The sequence below is a fragment of the Echinicola jeungdonensis genome (genome assembly GCF_030409905.1).
In the GTDB taxonomy this organism is placed as follows: domain Bacteria; phylum Bacteroidota; class Bacteroidia; order Cytophagales; family Cyclobacteriaceae; genus Echinicola; species Echinicola jeungdonensis.
In genome coordinates, this window is record NZ_JAUFQT010000002.1 from 972,849 (window position 1) to 989,124 (window position 16,276).

Annotated in this window: 17 protein-coding genes; 10 read left to right on the plus strand and 7 right to left on the minus strand. The window is 36.9% G+C overall.

The window, feature by feature from the left end; genetic code table 11:
- The first annotated feature begins 268 nt into the window (after positions 1–268).
- The gene (locus QWY93_RS17450; RefSeq protein ID WP_290249692.1) at positions 269–487 is read left to right on the plus strand and encodes a hypothetical protein; all 219 of its coding nucleotides are present in this window, start codon (positions 269–271) and stop codon (positions 485–487) included.
- A 149-nt stretch (positions 488–636) separates the two neighbouring features.
- On the opposite strand, the gene QWY93_RS17455 is transcribed toward QWY93_RS17450, so the two are convergent.
- Both QWY93_RS17455 and QWY93_RS17460 read right to left on the minus strand, forming a co-directional pair.
- Positions 637–1,992, minus strand: coding sequence for a transglutaminase-like domain-containing protein (locus QWY93_RS17455; protein WP_290249693.1), 1,356 nt, complete (start codon positions 1,990–1,992; stop codon positions 637–639).
- A gap of 389 nt (positions 1,993–2,381) precedes the next feature.
- Positions 2,382–3,719 (minus strand): erythromycin esterase family protein, encoded by a 1,338-nt coding sequence (locus tag QWY93_RS17460; protein WP_290249694.1) that lies wholly within the window; start codon positions 3,717–3,719, stop codon positions 2,382–2,384.
- Positions 3,720–3,936: 217 nt separating this feature from the next.
- On the opposite strand from QWY93_RS17460, the gene QWY93_RS17465 reads away from it, so the two are divergent.
- A complete protein-coding gene (locus QWY93_RS17465) occupies positions 3,937–4,431 on the plus strand; it encodes a YciE/YciF ferroxidase family protein (RefSeq protein WP_290249695.1) in 495 nt (164 codons plus the stop codon).
- Positions 4,432–4,640: 209 nt separating this feature from the next.
- Here the strand turns inward: QWY93_RS17465 and QWY93_RS17470 are convergent, their stop codons facing one another.
- The 4 genes from QWY93_RS17470 to QWY93_RS17485 are packed head-to-tail and all read right to left on the minus strand — an operon-like array spanning position 4,641 to position 6,887.
- Complete coding sequence (locus tag QWY93_RS17470; RefSeq protein ID WP_290249696.1) at positions 4,641–5,552, minus strand: hypothetical protein; 912 nt, start codon at positions 5,550–5,552, stop codon at positions 4,641–4,643.
- A gap of 24 nt (positions 5,553–5,576) precedes the next feature.
- Positions 5,577–5,882, minus strand: coding sequence for a glycoside hydrolase family 2 TIM barrel-domain containing protein (locus QWY93_RS17475; protein ID WP_290249697.1), 306 nt, complete (start codon positions 5,880–5,882; stop codon positions 5,577–5,579).
- Between the two features lie 22 nt (positions 5,883–5,904).
- Entirely contained in the window at positions 5,905–6,309 is a 405-nt protein-coding gene (locus tag QWY93_RS17480) for a hypothetical protein (RefSeq protein ID WP_290249698.1), read from the minus strand.
- A 14-nt stretch (positions 6,310–6,323) separates the two neighbouring features.
- A complete protein-coding gene (locus QWY93_RS17485; RefSeq protein WP_290249699.1) occupies positions 6,324–6,887 on the minus strand; it encodes a sugar-binding domain-containing protein in 564 nt (187 codons plus the stop codon).
- Between the two features lie 283 nt (positions 6,888–7,170).
- Here QWY93_RS17485 and QWY93_RS17490 point away from each other — a divergent pair, with 283 nt between their 5' ends.
- The 4 genes from QWY93_RS17490 to QWY93_RS17505 all read left to right on the plus strand — a co-directional run bounded on the left by QWY93_RS17490 (position 7,171) and on the right by QWY93_RS17505 (position 11,388).
- Positions 7,171–7,836 (plus strand): NAD-dependent epimerase/dehydratase family protein, encoded by a 666-nt coding sequence (locus QWY93_RS17490; RefSeq protein ID WP_290249700.1) that lies wholly within the window; start codon positions 7,171–7,173, stop codon positions 7,834–7,836.
- A 182-nt stretch (positions 7,837–8,018) separates the two neighbouring features.
- Positions 8,019–8,885 (plus strand): hypothetical protein, encoded by an 867-nt coding sequence (locus QWY93_RS17495; RefSeq protein WP_290249701.1) that lies wholly within the window; start codon positions 8,019–8,021, stop codon positions 8,883–8,885.
- Positions 8,872–9,600, plus strand: a complete 729-nt coding sequence (locus QWY93_RS17500) for a glycoside hydrolase family 25 protein (protein ID WP_290249702.1) — start codon at positions 8,872–8,874, stop codon at positions 9,598–9,600. The genes QWY93_RS17495 and QWY93_RS17500 overlap by 14 nt, the downstream gene beginning before the upstream one ends.
- A 252-nt stretch (positions 9,601–9,852) precedes the next feature.
- Positions 9,853–11,388 carry a DUF4301 family protein gene (locus QWY93_RS17505; RefSeq protein WP_290249703.1) on the plus strand — a complete coding sequence of 512 codons (1,536 nt, stop codon included), beginning with the start codon at positions 9,853–9,855 and terminating at the stop codon, positions 11,386–11,388.
- A gap of 423 nt (positions 11,389–11,811) precedes the next feature.
- Here the strand turns inward: QWY93_RS17505 and QWY93_RS17510 are convergent, their stop codons facing one another.
- Positions 11,812–12,732: a DUF3078 domain-containing protein gene (locus tag QWY93_RS17510; protein WP_290249704.1), complete on the minus strand. Its 921-nt coding sequence runs from the start codon at positions 12,730–12,732 to the stop codon at positions 11,812–11,814.
- A gap of 49 nt (positions 12,733–12,781) precedes the next feature.
- On the opposite strand from QWY93_RS17510, the gene QWY93_RS17515 reads away from it, so the two are divergent.
- From QWY93_RS17515 to QWY93_RS17530, 4 genes are all read left to right on the plus strand, one after another.
- Positions 12,782–13,057 (plus strand): DUF202 domain-containing protein, encoded by a 276-nt coding sequence (locus QWY93_RS17515; protein WP_290249705.1) that lies wholly within the window; start codon positions 12,782–12,784, stop codon positions 13,055–13,057.
- A 10-nt stretch (positions 13,058–13,067) separates the two neighbouring features.
- A complete protein-coding gene (locus QWY93_RS17520; RefSeq protein WP_290249706.1) occupies positions 13,068–14,849 on the plus strand; it encodes an SLC13 family permease in 1,782 nt (593 codons plus the stop codon).
- Positions 14,850–14,916: 67 nt separating this feature from the next.
- Positions 14,917–15,900: a TerC/Alx family metal homeostasis membrane protein gene (locus QWY93_RS17525; protein WP_290249707.1), complete on the plus strand. Its 984-nt coding sequence runs from the start codon at positions 14,917–14,919 to the stop codon at positions 15,898–15,900.
- A 61-nt stretch (positions 15,901–15,961) separates the two neighbouring features.
- Positions 15,962–16,171, plus strand: a complete 210-nt coding sequence (locus tag QWY93_RS17530) for a hypothetical protein (protein WP_290249708.1) — start codon at positions 15,962–15,964, stop codon at positions 16,169–16,171.
- The last annotated feature ends 105 nt before the right edge of the window (positions 16,172–16,276 follow it).

A 16,276-nucleotide genomic window follows, 5' to 3' on the forward strand; every position in this document is an offset into this window, starting at 1 on the left:
TTCTTTAAGGGTTTTCAGTTCTTCCCCGGCACATCAATTTCTCCGCGATTTATTGGAAATAAAATTATTGTTAACCCAATAAGAATTCTATTGGTTTCTTTCCCATGATCGTGTATATTATGAAATAACTTAAATAATTTTAGTAATAAGATCAATGGAGTATTTTCCAATTGATTTTCTTTAATATATTATTAATTTAAAGGAGATGATTTTTTATTTCATAAAAATGAGAACAATTTATGTCTTAAATCAATAATTAAATTTGACCATGAACTGGATAAAAAATTTAAAGACCCTCGCATTATTAGTTTTTGCTTTTGGCTTTTTGTTTTCTGCAACTTTAAGTTCCTGCGGAAATAAAAAGAATGAAAAAGAAACAACAGAAAAACCTGCGGAAACAAATACTTCGGAATCTGAACATCCTGAAGGAAATGGTAGTCACGAACATTCCGAAACTACAGAAGGTGAAAATGAGCACCCGGAATAATATGGCACCAAGGAATTGATTATTCAAATAACTCCTCTCTTTTTAAAAAATAGAGGGATTAACATTTAGGCCAAGAATAAACTCTAAAGTTCTGGTTAAATAAATCTTACAACCGGGAAAACCCGGTATTTTTTTACTCCAATTTTTATCTAATCGGATTTTCGATTGAAAGAAAAAAATGTTTGAGTAGAAGCAGATTTTCCTCCAATTTCCAAAACGGGATAGGCATGGAAATTTATCGGTCCGGAAACAGGCCCGGGTTCCACTTCAAGATCCCTACCCCTACTCAATTCAATGCGGTTGGCAGGGTGCCTCCCAAAATAATAGGTTGCTAATGCGGTATACTTATTGCCTTCGCTGATATCAACCGGCCACCATTTTTCTTCCGCATAAAATTCCGCCCAACAGTGATAACCATCAATTCCTCCTTCATTTCTTTCCGAAGGTATGGAGGCCCCAATGGAAAAACGTGCAGGAATACCAATAGATCTTGCTAAGGAAATAAAGAATGAATGAAATTCAGTACAGTTTCCTGTCCTGGTATCACAAGCGTAATTAGCATCACCATTTCCGTAATTGCCAAATTTCATATAACGCATGTGATCTATCACATAATCATATAAAGCCCTTGCCTGAACAAGTTTGCTATCCCTTTCCCTAATTGCCAAATTGGCGATTTTTTGAAAACGCCCCCCAACTGGAACAAGAAGGTTTGAGGACAGGTATTTATCTGGAATGTTTTTCTCTGCTTTATAAGGTTCTTTTTCCTTTCGTATTACCTGGTAAAGAATGTCCACCGTATCTCCACTGTGTTCAGGGTTTAATTTTAGGTAAAGCATGGTATTTCCAAAATCCTTTTCCTTTATCATCCTCTTTTTACCTGGAGCTATTAGAGAAAGTATTTCAACATTCTGGAAGCGGTTACTTTTTGCAATTGGAACCCACATTTCCCCTTCGGATATAATCTCGGGTAATATGGCTTGATAACGAAATTCGAATGCATCCTCTCCCTCAATAACTCCTAATAATTCGGAAGATGCGTTTTCAACTGGAACCTTAAACCATGTTTTGTCTTTTCTTTGTTTCCAGGTATAAAATGGTTTCCCATTAAGTTTATGCACCGATGTTTCGGTTACATCCATTTCACCAGGCTTACCCTCCAGAAAAAAGTCCACGTCATACACATCACCGCTCACATCGGCCAAATCCACGCAGGCAAAATGGGAGTTAGGTCCTAAATTGGATATGTATTCTGTATGCACACGGACCAATTTAAGCTGAAGATCATTTTCCCTATAGTTGATAAGAAAAAAACCATTCCCTTGTAAAGTCTTTTCTCGAATATGGGATTTGATTCCCTCTTCGATATCGCTTACCCTAATTTTTGTTTCCTTTAAATCAGAATGGACTACTTCTTTTACCCCATTTCTATTTTCTTCTGAATTACAGGAGGCCAAAACCAATATTATTCCCCAACTTATATTCCTAAGATTTTTCAACTCCATATCACATTTAAAGTTTATTGTGAAAAAATAGTGGCAAAAACACTCAACTTCCTTCCTATTAAAGTTAATACTTTGGATAATAAAATTACAGAGAGTCCTAAATTTTGACCCGCCCTTTTTGTTAGAACCCCTAAAACATCCATAATGTGAAATGGTATCGGTAAACATCTGGATTCCAGTAAATTTTTCTTAATTGGCTGTTAGGAAAAAAATAAACCTGGCACTTAACAATTGCACAATTTTGATTTTATTACTTAGGAAACAGGGAAAAGTGCCATAAAAAAGCCTTTTACGTTTGTAAATAATTTTCTATTGGTTTATGAACCTTTTATAGTGACCAAATAAATTTTACCAGATTTTGAACCCTATTCTTATCTTTAAAATTAATTCTAAAACCCCCAGGGAAATGTTTCTGGAACCTGGTGACCATCTGGTTTTATATGCAAGGGGTTAAGAGCTTGTGTATGGTCCAAATAAATAAATACATCATATCTTCTTGGGATAACGCTTGGGACATAATTTCCGAGTTGCTCTCTTTCAGGATGATAGACCACACCAATGGCCCGGTGCCCAATAGGTGTATCGAAAACCGGTTCATTTCTAAATTGATCTAGAAATAAGAGTTTATTTTCTTTTCCAGCTTTATGCAGCAAATATTCCCAAGATCCCTCAATACCTTGGGGAACATTCATTTTCCGCATCACATCTCCCCAATTTCGATCTGCAATAACTGCTCCTTTGTAAGAACCAAATCCTAATTTAACCACTCCTTTATTTTCATGTTGGCTGGTTACCATTTCCCCAACATTCACCATTCCATGTTTGGTCATATCCGTGGCTCTGGCATCCCCAATATGGGTATTATGTGCCCAAACAATGGCTTTTGCACCATTTTCATGGAAATCCAATAACCGGTTTAATGTATCAACCATATGCCTGTCTCTTATATTCCAGGAAAAGGGACCTCCTTTGATCATTTTCCTGTAATATTTTTCGGCATTCTTGGCCACTAAGGCATTTTGTTCAGTGCTGAATCCCGTTTCAGGGTCTGTGTTATAGCGGCTTATGTTGTTACGGATTTCCTTTAGTAAATCCACAACTTCATTTTCACAAGATTTGGGTACCATCTGTGAATCCCGTGTATAGTCAATACCCTCATAACCATAAGGCTCAAAACATGCAGCCGCTTTTTGGGCAGTCAGAAAAGCCTCAGCATTCGTTTTTTTAAGATATTTTAAAATGACCTCAATTGACTCTCCAAGGCTATAAACATCAAGTCCATAGAAACCTACTTTATTTTCCCGGGGAAGAGGATCATTATGTTGCTTTAACCATTCAACCAAGGCCACCATTTCCCAATTGGCCCACATCCAGGTAGGCCACCTTCTAAAATAATGCAAAACTTCATGGGCACTTTCCCCAGCTTTCGGGTACCCTTTGACATACCTATTGAGCCGGTAACAATCGGGCCAATCTCCCTCCACCCCAATGAAAGAAAATCCTTTTTCGGTAATCAGACGTTTGGTGATCGCTGCCCTCCAGGTATAATATTCATGGGTGCCATGAGATGCTTCCCCTAACAGGACAAATTGAGCATCCCCAATCTTTTCAATCAATGGGTCCAAAGAAAGGGGCGTTTCCGATGAAATAGAATAGGCTTTTATCTTTGAGATAATATGTTTTTCTATTTCATCTGTAGATTGATTTTTGGAGAAAGGGCTTTTCATAGCTTTTCAATTTTAATTTGCTCCTCCAATATTTCGAAATGAATCCCAAAGGTAATTCTCCAATAAAAATACCAAAGTCACCGATGAATTTTAATGATCAAAATCAATTGTTACCACCTATTAATATTATTCTTTGGAATATGGTTTTATTTTAACTTCAATACAGGTTTATTTCAATCCTATTGAACCTTGTGGTATAAAAAGTAATCTACTGATCATGAAACACATTCATAACTTAGAAGATTTGTTCTTTGAGCAACTTAAGGAACAATATCATGCAACCAGGCAACAAATGGAAACCTTTCCAAAACTAAGAGAGAAAACATCCAATAATACATTGAAGGAATCCATTGATCATCATATCGGTCAAAACAAAGATCAATTGGATCGAATTGGAAAGGTGTTTGCAGCCCTAGACCGAAACCGGCATGGGGAGGTGAATGAAGCTGCAGAAGGGCTAATTCGGGAAGCTATTAAATTAAGTGAACGCTGCTCAGATGCTGCTGCCCGGGACGCTGGAATTATCACTTCCATTCAGCATTTTAATCACTATAACATTGCGAGTTTTGGTACGCTGCGAACTTATGCCAAGGAGCTGGGGTTTGAGGAGCCGAAAAATTTACTCGGTAAATGTCTGGAAGAAGAAAAATCGATAGATAAGGAGCTTACTGCACTTGCTGAAAAAGTTATAAACCTTAGTGCAATCCACTAATAAAAATCACAAAGTTTATATTAATCGATGAGGTCAATGTGTCTTGACGGGATTTTGGATTTTCCTAACATTAATGCTGATCAATTAATTTGTGATTATAATGTATTATAATTTGTTTAAAATGCATTTTATCAGTTTTTGTAAAAAAACAGCACCTTACTTCCTATTTCTCAGGGCAAGGTGCTGAATTATTAATATACCAAATATCTTTATTTTCCTTTTACCTTCTCCAAGGTACTTTTTGGGAGCGCTTTGTTTCCTGTCGCAATGGAAAATCCAGCATCAATATACTCCCCTCCACTATGCTGTTTACAATGGATTGCAATGACATTTGTTCCATTGGATATCAATGCCTTCCTTGCTTCCTGGGATATTTTTACATTAACATAACTAGAAGTAAAGCCATCCAATTCTGCTGCTTTTATCCCATTGAAATAGACCACACTTTCATCATCATGATGAATCTTTAACCTTAAATTATCCAAATTTATTTTGGACAAATTGCCCAATTCAAAATCTCTTCTTAGCCATATTTCAGGACTGGTCCAACTTGTACCATTAATTGCACCTGGAGTACCCGGAGACCCGGAACCAGCTTTTCCAGAATCCCAGGAATCTGTTTCCATCCATCCAGGAGAAGGTTTTTCTATAGTGTAATGCCATATTTTATCTGCATTTTTCGCAAAAGGTACAATATCATAACTATACCAAATTTCATGGATCACTTGATGATTGGCCTTGGCAATTTGTTCCGCAACCACCTTCATTACCCTGTCATATGTCATAATACCATTCAACTCAATTTCCACATCCGTAATTTCTGTATAAACCGCTGCACTTAGCCCCTGGTTGGTTTTAAATTCGGTCAGCATATCAGTAAACTTACTGTACATGCCTAGGTATTCTTTTTCATTATTTATGGTCACATACTGCATAAGATCCTCCGGATTCCAAATATGTCCATCAAGCTGGTAGCCAATCCCTCCATATTCTCCACAAGCAAAAGCCTGATAAGGACTACTAGGATATGCTCGAGGAGGATAATTATGGACATCGGCTACGTCACCTGCACCCCTATTGGAACAACCACTAGCCTCATTTACAAGCCTGGACGAATCCATTCCTTTTACTAAAGCAGCATATTCTTAGGTATCATGTTGAGCCTGACCTTCATTGAAAATCACCCACATCACAATACCTGGGGAATTCCAATTAGTTTCCACCATTCGCATCATTTCATTAGTAAATGCTTCCTTATTGGGCTCCGGGTTGTTAGCGGTGTAACTGTTTGGGGAAGGCATATCCAGCCAAACCATTAAGCCCAACTTATCACACCAATAGTACCAACGGTAAGTCTCCACTTTGATATATTTTCGGGTCATGTTAAAGTCCAATTTCTTGGTCATCTCAAGGTCATATCGCAGGGCTTCATCAGTCGGTGCTGTGTACATCCATCTTGCCAGTAACCCTGATCTAAAGGCCCCATTTGGAAGACAAATTCATTATTGAGGAACAATCGTTGAAATTTTCCGTCTTGCTCCACAGATATCTTACGCATTCCAAAACAGGTATCAACTTATCGACAATTTCCTCCCCTTCTTTCAGGGCATACAAAAATGGATTATCAGGTGACCAAAGCTTTTGATTGGGTATTTTTATAGCATTTGGTGCCATGAGCTTGCCATCTACTTTGGCGACCACCTTATCCCCTTCCATCACTTCGGCTGTATAAGTCAGAAATCTGCTTCCCGCGGTTTCTTCAGAAAGGTTGAGCATAGACTTGTCGATATCCGAAACCATTCTAAAGTCCACAATTCTTTTTTCAGGAACAGGCTCCAGCCAAACAGTTTGCCAAATGCCGGTTACTGAAGTGTACATGATCCCAGCTGGATTTAAGACTGCTTACCCCGCAAAAATCCTTCACGGCCAGTGGGGTCCCAAACATTTACGGTAACAGTTTGTGATCCCTGGCTCAAATAATCTGTAACATCAAAAGAAAAGGGATCAAAACCTCCCTGGTGTTTTCCAACCGATTGATCATTGATAAATACTTCGCATTGGTAATCTACGGCACCAAAATGCAAAAGCACCCTTTTTCCCGTCCAATTTTTCGGCACAGTAAATTCAAGGCGGTACCATAAACGCTCATGAGACTCCATTACTCCGGAAAGGGCGGATTCCACGGCAAAGGGTACTAAAATTTCTCTGGAAAGATTCCCTTTGGGGTAAGGTTCATTTTCCCAGGTTCCAAGCTGGAATTGCCATAACCAATTGAGGTTTTTCCATTCCTCTCTCACCATTTGCAGCCGGGGGTATTCTGGCAGCACATTTCCTGGATCAACATCATTTGCATATTTGGTCATCAAAGGAGCCTGTTTTGGAGTCCATTCCTGGGCATTTGCCCCAAGCGTAAACAAACACAAAGTCAATACTCCTAATAGGCTTAGTTTATTCATTTTTATAGGTTTAATTTTAGGATAGGTCAAAATTAGGTAAGAAATCAGTAGACCTGATATTACTAATCCTTCAAAAAAATAAGACAAATCCATCTTTTAAATTCAAAATCATCAAAAATGAATGCTTTTCGTTTTGATTTTTTAATAAATTGTCATTGAACCTTTTGAGGAAATAAGTCCCTCCGAATTCATTTATCCTCTCCAGCAACTTTACATATTTTAAAAATAACGGTAAATTAAAAAGTATGATTATTTTGAAATCAACTTTCATCCCTATCTAAATATGAAAATAAAAGCCATAATCACCGGATCCACTGGTATGGTAGGTAAAGCGGTCCTTTTGGAATGCCTGGACCATCCTGAAGTGGAAAAAGTCCTGGTCATCAACAGGAGTTCCGTCGACATTACTCACCCCAAACTTCAGGAAATTATCCATAAGGATTTCCTGAACTTAAGTCCAATTGAGGAGTCACTTTCTGGTTATAATGCCTGTTTTTATTGTATGGGAATTTCTGCAATGGGGCTAAAGGAGGAAGAATACTATAAAATCACTTACTTAATGACCAAAACTTTTGCGGACACTTTACTTAACTTTAATCCTGATTTGATTTTTAATTATGTTTCTGGTGCTGGTACCGACAGCAGTGAAAAAGGCAGGATGATGTGGGCCAGGGTAAAGGGCAAAACCGAAAATATGATTTTAAAACATGGATTTAAAGATGCTTACTGTTTTCGGCCTGGGATAATTTTACCAGAAAAAGGCATTCAATCCAAAACCAATTGGTATAACACATTCAATTTAACCCGTCCTATTTTTCCATTATTGAAAAAAATATCCTTAGTGACAACCACCACCAAAGTTGGCAAAGCCATGATTAACGCCGTTCTTTTTCCATCAAGCCAAAAAATATTGAATAATAAAAATATCAACCTTTTGGCAGGAAGGTAATATTATGCCTCACTGAAAAATTTTAATAGCTTAAAGTTTAACTCAGTTTCTCATCTTCTCTTAAATGAGCTATTCAATTTATCTCAACTAAAACAATAATTGATTTTTCTGGGATATTTTACCCTTTTTATTGATTTTCACATTTCCAAACGAAAATTTTAGTATTAGTTAATTTTTTACAAATGAAAAGAAATTACCGTCTCTATTTGGGATTGACCATTTTGGCATTACTTATATTGGCATCATTTTTCAACCTTTTTTATGAAGGGGCTCAATCTTTTGAAAAAAAAGTGTTAGAAAATTTATTGGCCGGTACTCTTCTAGTACAGGAAATTGAAGACCTGACAATCCCTTTGGTAGAAAGCATTCCCTTTTTGAAAGGATGGGGACAAGCATTTGAAGGAAATTTCGAAAAACTCCATAACTATTTGGATCTGGCCTCTATATTAACTCTCTTGCAGCTTTCCCTATTAAAAATTAGCCATTGGATTGTTTTTAAGTGGACCATGATCCTATTGTTCCTGGGCTTGTTTTTAACAAAATATAAACCCTTTTGTTTAAAATTATTAATTCTTTTTTTAATGATTTCTCCGGGGCTAAATATTTATTCTAGCCTTATAAGAACAATTGTCCACCAGACCCAAATGGAGTTGGGCGATGAACTAAAAACTCATTTAGAAGCCACTAAGGACTCTGTCAACCACCAAAAACAGCAGCACCAAAAGAAACTGAAAAGATTGCAAATGGCTCAAAAAGAAAACCATGGAGGGAAACTGGGTTTAGTGGACCGTGTGGAAGACAAGGTACTCAAGGCCACTTATAGCGTTGAAGAAGAAACCAGTAAAATCGGCAAAGAACTTTTAGCCTATTTGAGATTTTCCTCACACCATGCCATCAAATTGTCACTCACCATACTGGCCAATTTTCTGATAATTTTTGGTTTACTTCCTCTTTTATTTTGGTATTTATTTATCCAATTGATTAATCATATTTTAAACGACTGTTTATTTCCAAAAATCAACAAACCTTCCCATCATGAGAAAACATAACCTCTATTGGCTGACTTTATTATTGTGTTCGATTCTTTTTTCCTGTGGGAACACAAAAAATGATAACGCCCAAAATTCCAAGTCGGAAATAGAAAACACCCTACTGTCCCACCCTATTTTGGGAATTGATGTATCCCATTTTCAGGGAACCATCGATTGGCAGAAAATCAAAGCAGCCAATATTGATTTTGCTTATGACAAAGCCAGTCAGGGTCAAGGATACCAGGATCCGGAATATTCTCATAATCGACAAGGGGCAAAAAATGTTGGATTAATCCATGGTGCTTACCATTTCTATGTGGCAGGGGAAAATCCAGAAAAACAGGCCTCCAATTATTTGGAAGCGGCAGAATATACCCCTGGAGATATGCCACCAGTCCTTGACCTGGAACCTGGAGGAATGAAAAATACGGTAGATAAAAAAAGCTTCCAACAAAATGTATTGAAATGGTTAACCTTGGTAGAAGAAAAATTAAAGGTAAAGCCTATTATATACACCGATCCCCAATTTGGAAATGAATACCTGGACCTTCCGGAATTTTCAAAATATCCTCTTTGGATTGCAGAATACGGCGTTAAAAATCCCAAAACCCCTATTGCGTGGAAAAAAAATGGTTGGTTAATTTGGCAACGGACCGACAAGGGGAAAATTCAAGGGGCCATAGGAAATGTAGATCATGACCTTTACAACCCTGAAAAGAATTTTTTTAAATAATTCTCAATAAATAAATAAAAGGTCTGGTTTTAATAAACCAGACCTTTTTTATAAAAAAGTCCCTCAGCATTTTAGAAAGCCAAAAGAAGAAAAGAATGAATCCTACCATTTTTTTCTTCTTTAATTTTAATGCAAACGTTATCTTTTTCTTTTTTTCATCTAGTTTTTATACTCAAAATCATTATTTTAAAGGTACTAAAAAGCATTTCTTAAAGGGAGAGGCTTCTTATAACAAATCAAATTTTACTTTTAATGATTAATCTAACTAACATGATCAACGAAACCACTAAACAACAGGTCGTCAAGCAGGGCATGTCACTTGAAAAAGTGGAAGAGCAAATCAAATATTTTGAAGAAGGATTTCCCTTTTTACCGATTACAGAGGCCGCAAGAATTGGGCATGGAATAAAACTTATCTCTCCGGAAGAACTGGAGAATTACCAAAAAACCTATCCAGATAAAGCTGCACAAAAAGATATAGTCAAATTTGTACCTGCTAGTGGCGCCGCCACAAGAATGTTCAAGGACCTTTATGCGTATTTGAATGCTGAGAACAAGGACATAGATAAACACCCTTTTGTAAAGAATTTTATTAGCAATATTAAGTCTTTTGCTTTCTACAGGGATTTGGTGAATGTGATGAAGGAAAAAGACCTGGATTTAGAGGAAGCCCTGGAAAAAGGTGCCTATCCAATCATCATTTGCCACTTATTAAATGAAGAAGGACTGGGATATGGTAACCTACCAAAAGGGTTAATAAAATTCCATCACTATAATGATGGAAGCAGAACACCGGTTTATGAGCATTTTATTGAAGGAGTCCAATATGGGATCGGAAAAAACAAAACCGTAAAACTACATTTTACTGTCTCCCCTGAACACCAGGAAAAATTTGAAGAAAAAATTAATTTCCTGAAAGAATCCCTGGAAAAAAAACATAAAGTGAAGTTTGAAGTTAGTTATTCCCAACAAAAGAAATCCACTGACACCATAGCGGTCAACATGGACAATACCCCCTTTATCGAAAAGAATGGAGAAATCCTTTTCCGGCCAGCTGGCCATGGAGCCCTCCTGGAAAACCTAAATGATATTGATGCTGATTTAATTTTCATAAAAAATATTGATAACGTGGTCCCTGACCGCTTAAAAGAAACTACCAAAAAGTATAAAATTGCTATCGCCAGCATTTTGTTGGAAATCCAACAGGAGGTTTTCCAACTCCTTCATGATTTGGATGAAGAAATTACAGAAGAAAGATTAGATCAAGGAATAAAATTGTTGGAAGGTAAATTGGGTTTTATGATCACCCCCAATTACCCCACATTTACTCTTGGAGAAAAGGCCAAATACATCAAGAAAAAATTGAATAGGCCTATCAGGGTTTGTGGCATGGTAGAAAATACAGGAGAGCCGGGTGGTGGACCATTTTGGGTGAGGGAAAAAGATGGTTCCCAATCATTACAAATTGGAGAAACTGCCCAACTTAATCTGGAAGACCCACAACATCAATCCATCTTGAAGAACTCCTCCCATTTTAACCCAACGGATTTGGTATGTGGGGTAAGGGATTATGAAGGAAATAAATTTGACCTGTTAAAATTCCGGGATCCAAATACCGGGTTCATCTCCAAAAAGTCAAAGGACGGTAAAGACCTCAAAGCTTTGGAGTTACCAGGATTATGGAATGGATCAATGGCAAATTGGAATACCATATTTGTGGAAGTTCCACTCATTACTTTTAATCCCGTAAAAACCATTAATGACTTGTTAAGAGAGCAACATCAGTAATTTTAGTTGATAATTTTTCACTTCAAAAAGGCCCACACTCAATAATAAAAATTGATTGTGGGCTTTTTTATTCTATTCTTCTTTGAATGGAATTTCCATCATGGAAATAATAATTCCTTATTACGATCGACAGTTTTGGTTATGGGATCCCCTAATAAAGAATTTGACCCTTTCAATCCTCCAAATTAAATCATCCCCACATTTCTAAATATAATATTGATTACTCGGTTGGTCTATAAAAAAAGCAGACACCACAAAGCAAAATTTCTAATTTTCCCGACCGGCCAAAAAACAAAAAGCAGAGAAAAATTCCCTGCCCTTTATTTGAAAACTAAACCAACTATTATTTAACTACCACAGTACAACAAAAATAGTACTTTTTACTAGTTTTCAAAATATTTTGCTTGAAAAGACAACTAAAAATTATTTTTTATTATTTACTTTATAAAGTATTCCCAATGATAACCCTTGACTATACTGGATGCCTGAATCTTGGTCAATATCATATAAATTGATATTGGTAAAAGTAACATTGATCAACTTGGAAATTTTAGCGGTTAATGTAATATCAAGCCGATGATCAATTGAATCAAAAGCCAGGGTTTCATAATTGGCAAACATCTGATACCTGGATTTCAGGTTAAAATTTTCATTAAAATCTTTATCCCAAGTTGCAAAAAGCTGAAAAGCGAACCACTCTGCCCTGACCGTTTCCCCAGGGGTAACACCATAGTTTTCGGGTACATTGTCTGCTATTGTCCCATCGGTCACAAAAGTAAACCTAGGCGACAAAGGCCCAATCCTAAGGTTAAACTCCTGGTTGGGTTTATATTCGAACCCTAAGGATGCTGTCAAGAACCCAGGTGACATCCACCCGGAAATCAAAGTTCGGTTTCCATCCTCATCATAGTTATAACCTTTTGTAAATTGTGAAAGGAAGTTTCCCGAAAAATAAGATCCCCAGTTTTTTGAAATTTTATATCCAACTTTGGAATCCAAAAATATTCGGTCATTGGATTTCCTTACAGTTTGGCCTTCATTTTTCACCACTCCATAGAGAAGTTCTATTTCATTGTCCCATGACCATTTTCCTTTTGCATAATTAGCCTTTCCGGCAATCACAGATCCCAAGGCAACAGAATTCACTCCTCCAGATTTCCAATTACTGCTAAATGCAGCCTGATTAAAATTCAACCCTGCCTTAAAATTGTTGACCCAATAGGTTGTATCCTTTTTAGATGGCGCTAAAATAGAATCAGCTTCAGTATCTTGGGCAAAGGACTGAAGAATAACACATTGGAAAATAAAGATAATAGATAAAATTTTTTTTTGATAAAAAAGCATTTTTAATAGATTTAATAAGAGAATATTCAAAACCATAAAGCTCAAAATTATGGAAAAAGAATCTGAAAACGAATTGATCGTTAGGGATTATTTGGCCCGTCAAAGAACGAAATTGGCAAATGACCGAACCTTATTAAGCTATATAAGGACTAGCCTATATTTCCTGGTAAGTGGCACAGCCCTGGTCAAAGTAGAGGATTTGGCAAATATCAAAGAGTTTGGTTACCTTTCCTTTGGGATAAGTTTTGTTTTTTTTGTGATGGGCATTACAAATTTCTTTACCATAAGAAGGAAAATCAAAAAAGGTCATTACGCAAGGATGTAGATAAGGATTTATGACACTGGATATCATCATTGTTTTTATCATCATTGGTTTAGCAATATTTCTGTTTTTTTCAGAAAAACTATCCATTGATACCATTTCTATTTTAGTAATGGTACTTTTTATGCTTACGGGAGTTTTAAACTTTGAAGAGGCAGTTTCTGGGTTTAGCAATTCAGCTACCATCACCGTGGGGGCCATGTTTGTCATAAGTGCTGCCGTTTTTAAAACTGGATCCCTCAACAGCATTAACCTTATTTTTTTGAGGATGAGCCGAAAAAACGAGTTCCTTTTTTTACTGACCCTTATGACAATTTCTGGGCTTTTGTCTGCATTCATTAATGATACCGCCGTTGTTGCTTTGTTAATGCCTACCTTATTAAGAATTTCAAAAGACACCAACATCCCTCCTTCCAAATTACTTATGCCTCTTTCATTTGGGGCTTTGATGGGTGGAGTTTGTACCTTGATCGGTACCAGTACTAATATCCTGGTAAGTGGTATTGCTGAAAACAATGGTTTGAAGCCTTTTTCCATTTTTGAAATGAGCGGGATGGGAATAATCTTTTTAATTTCAGGGGTGGCTTATATGCTAACTATAGGGCGTTTGTTGGTTCCCTCCAGACAACCCTCGAGGGACCTTTCAGAAACCTTTGACCTTGGTGATTATATTACCGAAATTTTTGTTGGGGAAAAATTCGAAGACATTGGCACCTCTATTATTACTTCCAAACTTTTCAATGATTATAATGTGGAAGCCATTCAAATCATCCGGGAAAATGGAGAGGTGATCAATGCTTACAAATATACCGTCATCAGGAAAAACGATACCATCCGGATTAGTTGTGATAAAGAAACGCTAAACCATATCAAAAACACCCCCGGCATTGAGTTAAAAGTAGATCTTAAGTTCAAGGATGAAGATTTTAAATCCCAAGGCTACAAATTATATGAGATGGTTGTGCCCCCCAACTCAATTCTGGTCAACAACACAATCAAATCCATTAATTTCAGGGCAACTTATCCGGGCATGACCGTGCTTGGCATTCGGCACAGAAATGATATTCTAAAGAAAAAACTTAAGCACACCAAGTTATCCGCTGGAGATGTATTATTGGTCCGTGGTGATGAGGAAGTTATCAACAGGATAAAAGGAAGCGAAAACTTGCTGATTATATCTGAAAATTCCACCCAGAAAGTGAATTGGATAAAAATTATTCAGACCATGGCCATTGTCATTGGGGTGGTGAGTACTGCAGCCTTTAATATTTTTCCTATTTCCATCACAGCAATTGCAGGGGTTATTCTCCTGGTTATAATTAAATCAATAAATACTGAGGAAGCTTATAGGTCGGTTGATTGGAAAGTCATATTTATGTTGGCAGGAATTCTTTCTATGGGCACCGCTTTGGAAAAAACGGGGGGGGCTACCTTATTGGCAGATTTCATCGTTAACCAAATAGGGAATTATGGGCCCCAATTGGTTATGAGTATGGTATTTGGCATCACTTTTTTAACGACCAATGTGATGTCCAATAATGCCACCGCTGCCCTGTTGGCACCTATTGCCATTTCCATAGCCCAAGCTATGGAAGTTAGCGACAGGCCATTTCTAATGGCTGTTACTTTTGGAGCTTCCCTCAGCTTTATGACTCCCATGGGTTACCAGACAAATACCATGATCTTTACTCCAGGCAATTATAAATTCATCGATTACCTTAAAGTTGGCACCCCCTTAAATTTGTTATACTGGATTTTAGCCACCATTTGTATTCCTATATTTTTCCCATTTTAATATTTTTTGGTCCACCATTAAGTGGTAACATTTAATATTTAATATTTTTGCCCAAAATTCAGGGACATTGGAATATTTGCAAAAAGAGGGGTTCACCATAATCGGGTTTATCATCATCATATTAAGTTTGCTTTTGGCAGACCTTTTCCTTTTTAACAGAAAAGCCCATAAGGTTCAGGTAAAAGAAGCTTTATTCTGGTCTGCAGTTTGGATAGGCTTTGGACTATTGTTTGGGGTATATATCTATTTGGATTTAGGGTCGGAAAAAGCCTCCCAATATTACACTGCATTTTTGATCGAAAAAGCCTTAAGTGTGGACAATCTTTTTGTGTTTATCATGGTGTTTCGCTTCTTTAAAGTGCCCGATATTTATCAGCACAAAGTCCTTTTTTATGGTATACTAGGGGCAATTTTCATGAGGGCAATTTTTATCTTTTTTGGGGTAACCCTTATAGAATACAGTTACCTTCCAGCTTTTGAATTTGCAGGACAAAGGATTCATATTAATCTTGTCATGACCTTATTTGGGGCTTTTTTGGTTTATGCAGGCTGGAAGTCCTGGCAGGAAGAGGATGAAGAACAAAAGGATTATTCCAATTCCATAGGCACCAAAATCATCCATAGATTGTTTAGGGTGAGTCCCGAATTCCATAAAGACCGTTTCTTTGTAAAAATCCACGGAAAACGGTGGGCTACCCAATTGCTTGTAGTGGTTGCGGTAATTGAATTCACCGATTTGCTTTTTGCAGTGGACTCCATTCCCGCTATTTTTGCTGTTTCCAATGACCCCATTATCCTTTATACTTCCAATATCTTTGCCATCTTGGGATTAAGGGCTCTTTACTTTTTATTGGCCAATGCTTTCGATATGTTCCAATACCTAAAATATGGATTAGCCATTATTCTTGTATTTATTGGGGCTAAAATGGTTTTATCCTCCTTTCTCCATATTTCCTCACTTTACTCTTTATCAGTTGTAATTGGGATTCTTTTTTGCAGTATGATGCTATCCATAAATAAATACAGATTGCAAAAAGCCAGTGAAAACTAAAAAACCCCATAAAATATGGTAAGTTTTTTGTAGTTTGAATTTCCAATCAATTCATTAGACCATGAAAATATTAGGAGTTGTTTTAATAGTTTTAGGGATCATCATGTTCATCATAACCGGGGTTTCTTACACTACCGAAGAAAAGATTATTGATGCAGGTCCCATTCAATTAAGTACTGAAAAAGAAAAAGACATCAACTGGCCACCTTACGCCGGTGGGATTTCAATTGCCGCAGGCATCATTGTTTTGGCCTTATCGCGCAAAAAATAAATTGATGGGGTGAAATTCCCCTCTTTTTATTTTACATTTATAACCTTAAAAACCTCGTTAATCATTGGGCACAAAAACATGCAAGCCCATGAAATTTTATATCGG

Bases quoted from the DNA above. Each gene is read 5' to 3' on its own strand.
- QWY93_RS17520 (WP_290249706.1), top strand. From the start codon at position 13,068: ATGACACTGGATATCATCATTGTTTTTATCATCATTGGTTTAGCAATA.
- QWY93_RS17465 (WP_290249695.1), top strand. From the start codon at position 3,937: ATGAAACACATTCATAACTTAGAAGATTTGTTCTTTGAGCAACTTAAG.
- QWY93_RS17485 (WP_290249699.1), bottom strand. From the start codon at position 6,887: ATGAATAAACTAAGCCTATTAGGAGTATTGACTTTGTGTTTGTTTACG.
- QWY93_RS17480 (WP_290249698.1), bottom strand. From the start codon at position 6,309: ATGTACACTTCAGTAACCGGCATTTGGCAAACTGTTTGGCTGGAGCCT.
- QWY93_RS17490 (WP_290249700.1), top strand. From the start codon at position 7,171: ATGAAAATAAAAGCCATAATCACCGGATCCACTGGTATGGTAGGTAAA.
- QWY93_RS17450 (WP_290249692.1), top strand. From the start codon at position 269: ATGAACTGGATAAAAAATTTAAAGACCCTCGCATTATTAGTTTTTGCT.
- QWY93_RS17495 (WP_290249701.1), top strand. From the start codon at position 8,019: ATGAAAAGAAATTACCGTCTCTATTTGGGATTGACCATTTTGGCATTA.
- QWY93_RS17455 (WP_290249693.1), bottom strand. From the start codon at position 1,992: ATGGAGTTGAAAAATCTTAGGAATATAAGTTGGGGAATAATATTGGTT.
- QWY93_RS17530 (WP_290249708.1), top strand. From the start codon at position 15,962: ATGAAAATATTAGGAGTTGTTTTAATAGTTTTAGGGATCATCATGTTC.
- QWY93_RS17510 (WP_290249704.1), bottom strand. From the start codon at position 12,732: ATGCTTTTTTATCAAAAAAAAATTTTATCTATTATCTTTATTTTCCAA.
- QWY93_RS17470 (WP_290249696.1), bottom strand. From the start codon at position 5,552: ATGGATTCGTCCAGGCTTGTAAATGAGGCTAGTGGTTGTTCCAATAGG.
- QWY93_RS17460 (WP_290249694.1), bottom strand. From the start codon at position 3,719: ATGAAAAGCCCTTTCTCCAAAAATCAATCTACAGATGAAATAGAAAAA.
- QWY93_RS17500 (WP_290249702.1), top strand. From the start codon at position 8,872: ATGAGAAAACATAACCTCTATTGGCTGACTTTATTATTGTGTTCGATT.
- QWY93_RS17515 (WP_290249705.1), top strand. From the start codon at position 12,782: ATGGAAAAAGAATCTGAAAACGAATTGATCGTTAGGGATTATTTGGCC.
- QWY93_RS17475 (WP_290249697.1), bottom strand. From the start codon at position 5,882: ATGTACACAGCACCGACTGATGAAGCCCTGCGATATGACCTTGAGATG.
- QWY93_RS17505 (WP_290249703.1), top strand. From the start codon at position 9,853: ATGATTAATCTAACTAACATGATCAACGAAACCACTAAACAACAGGTC.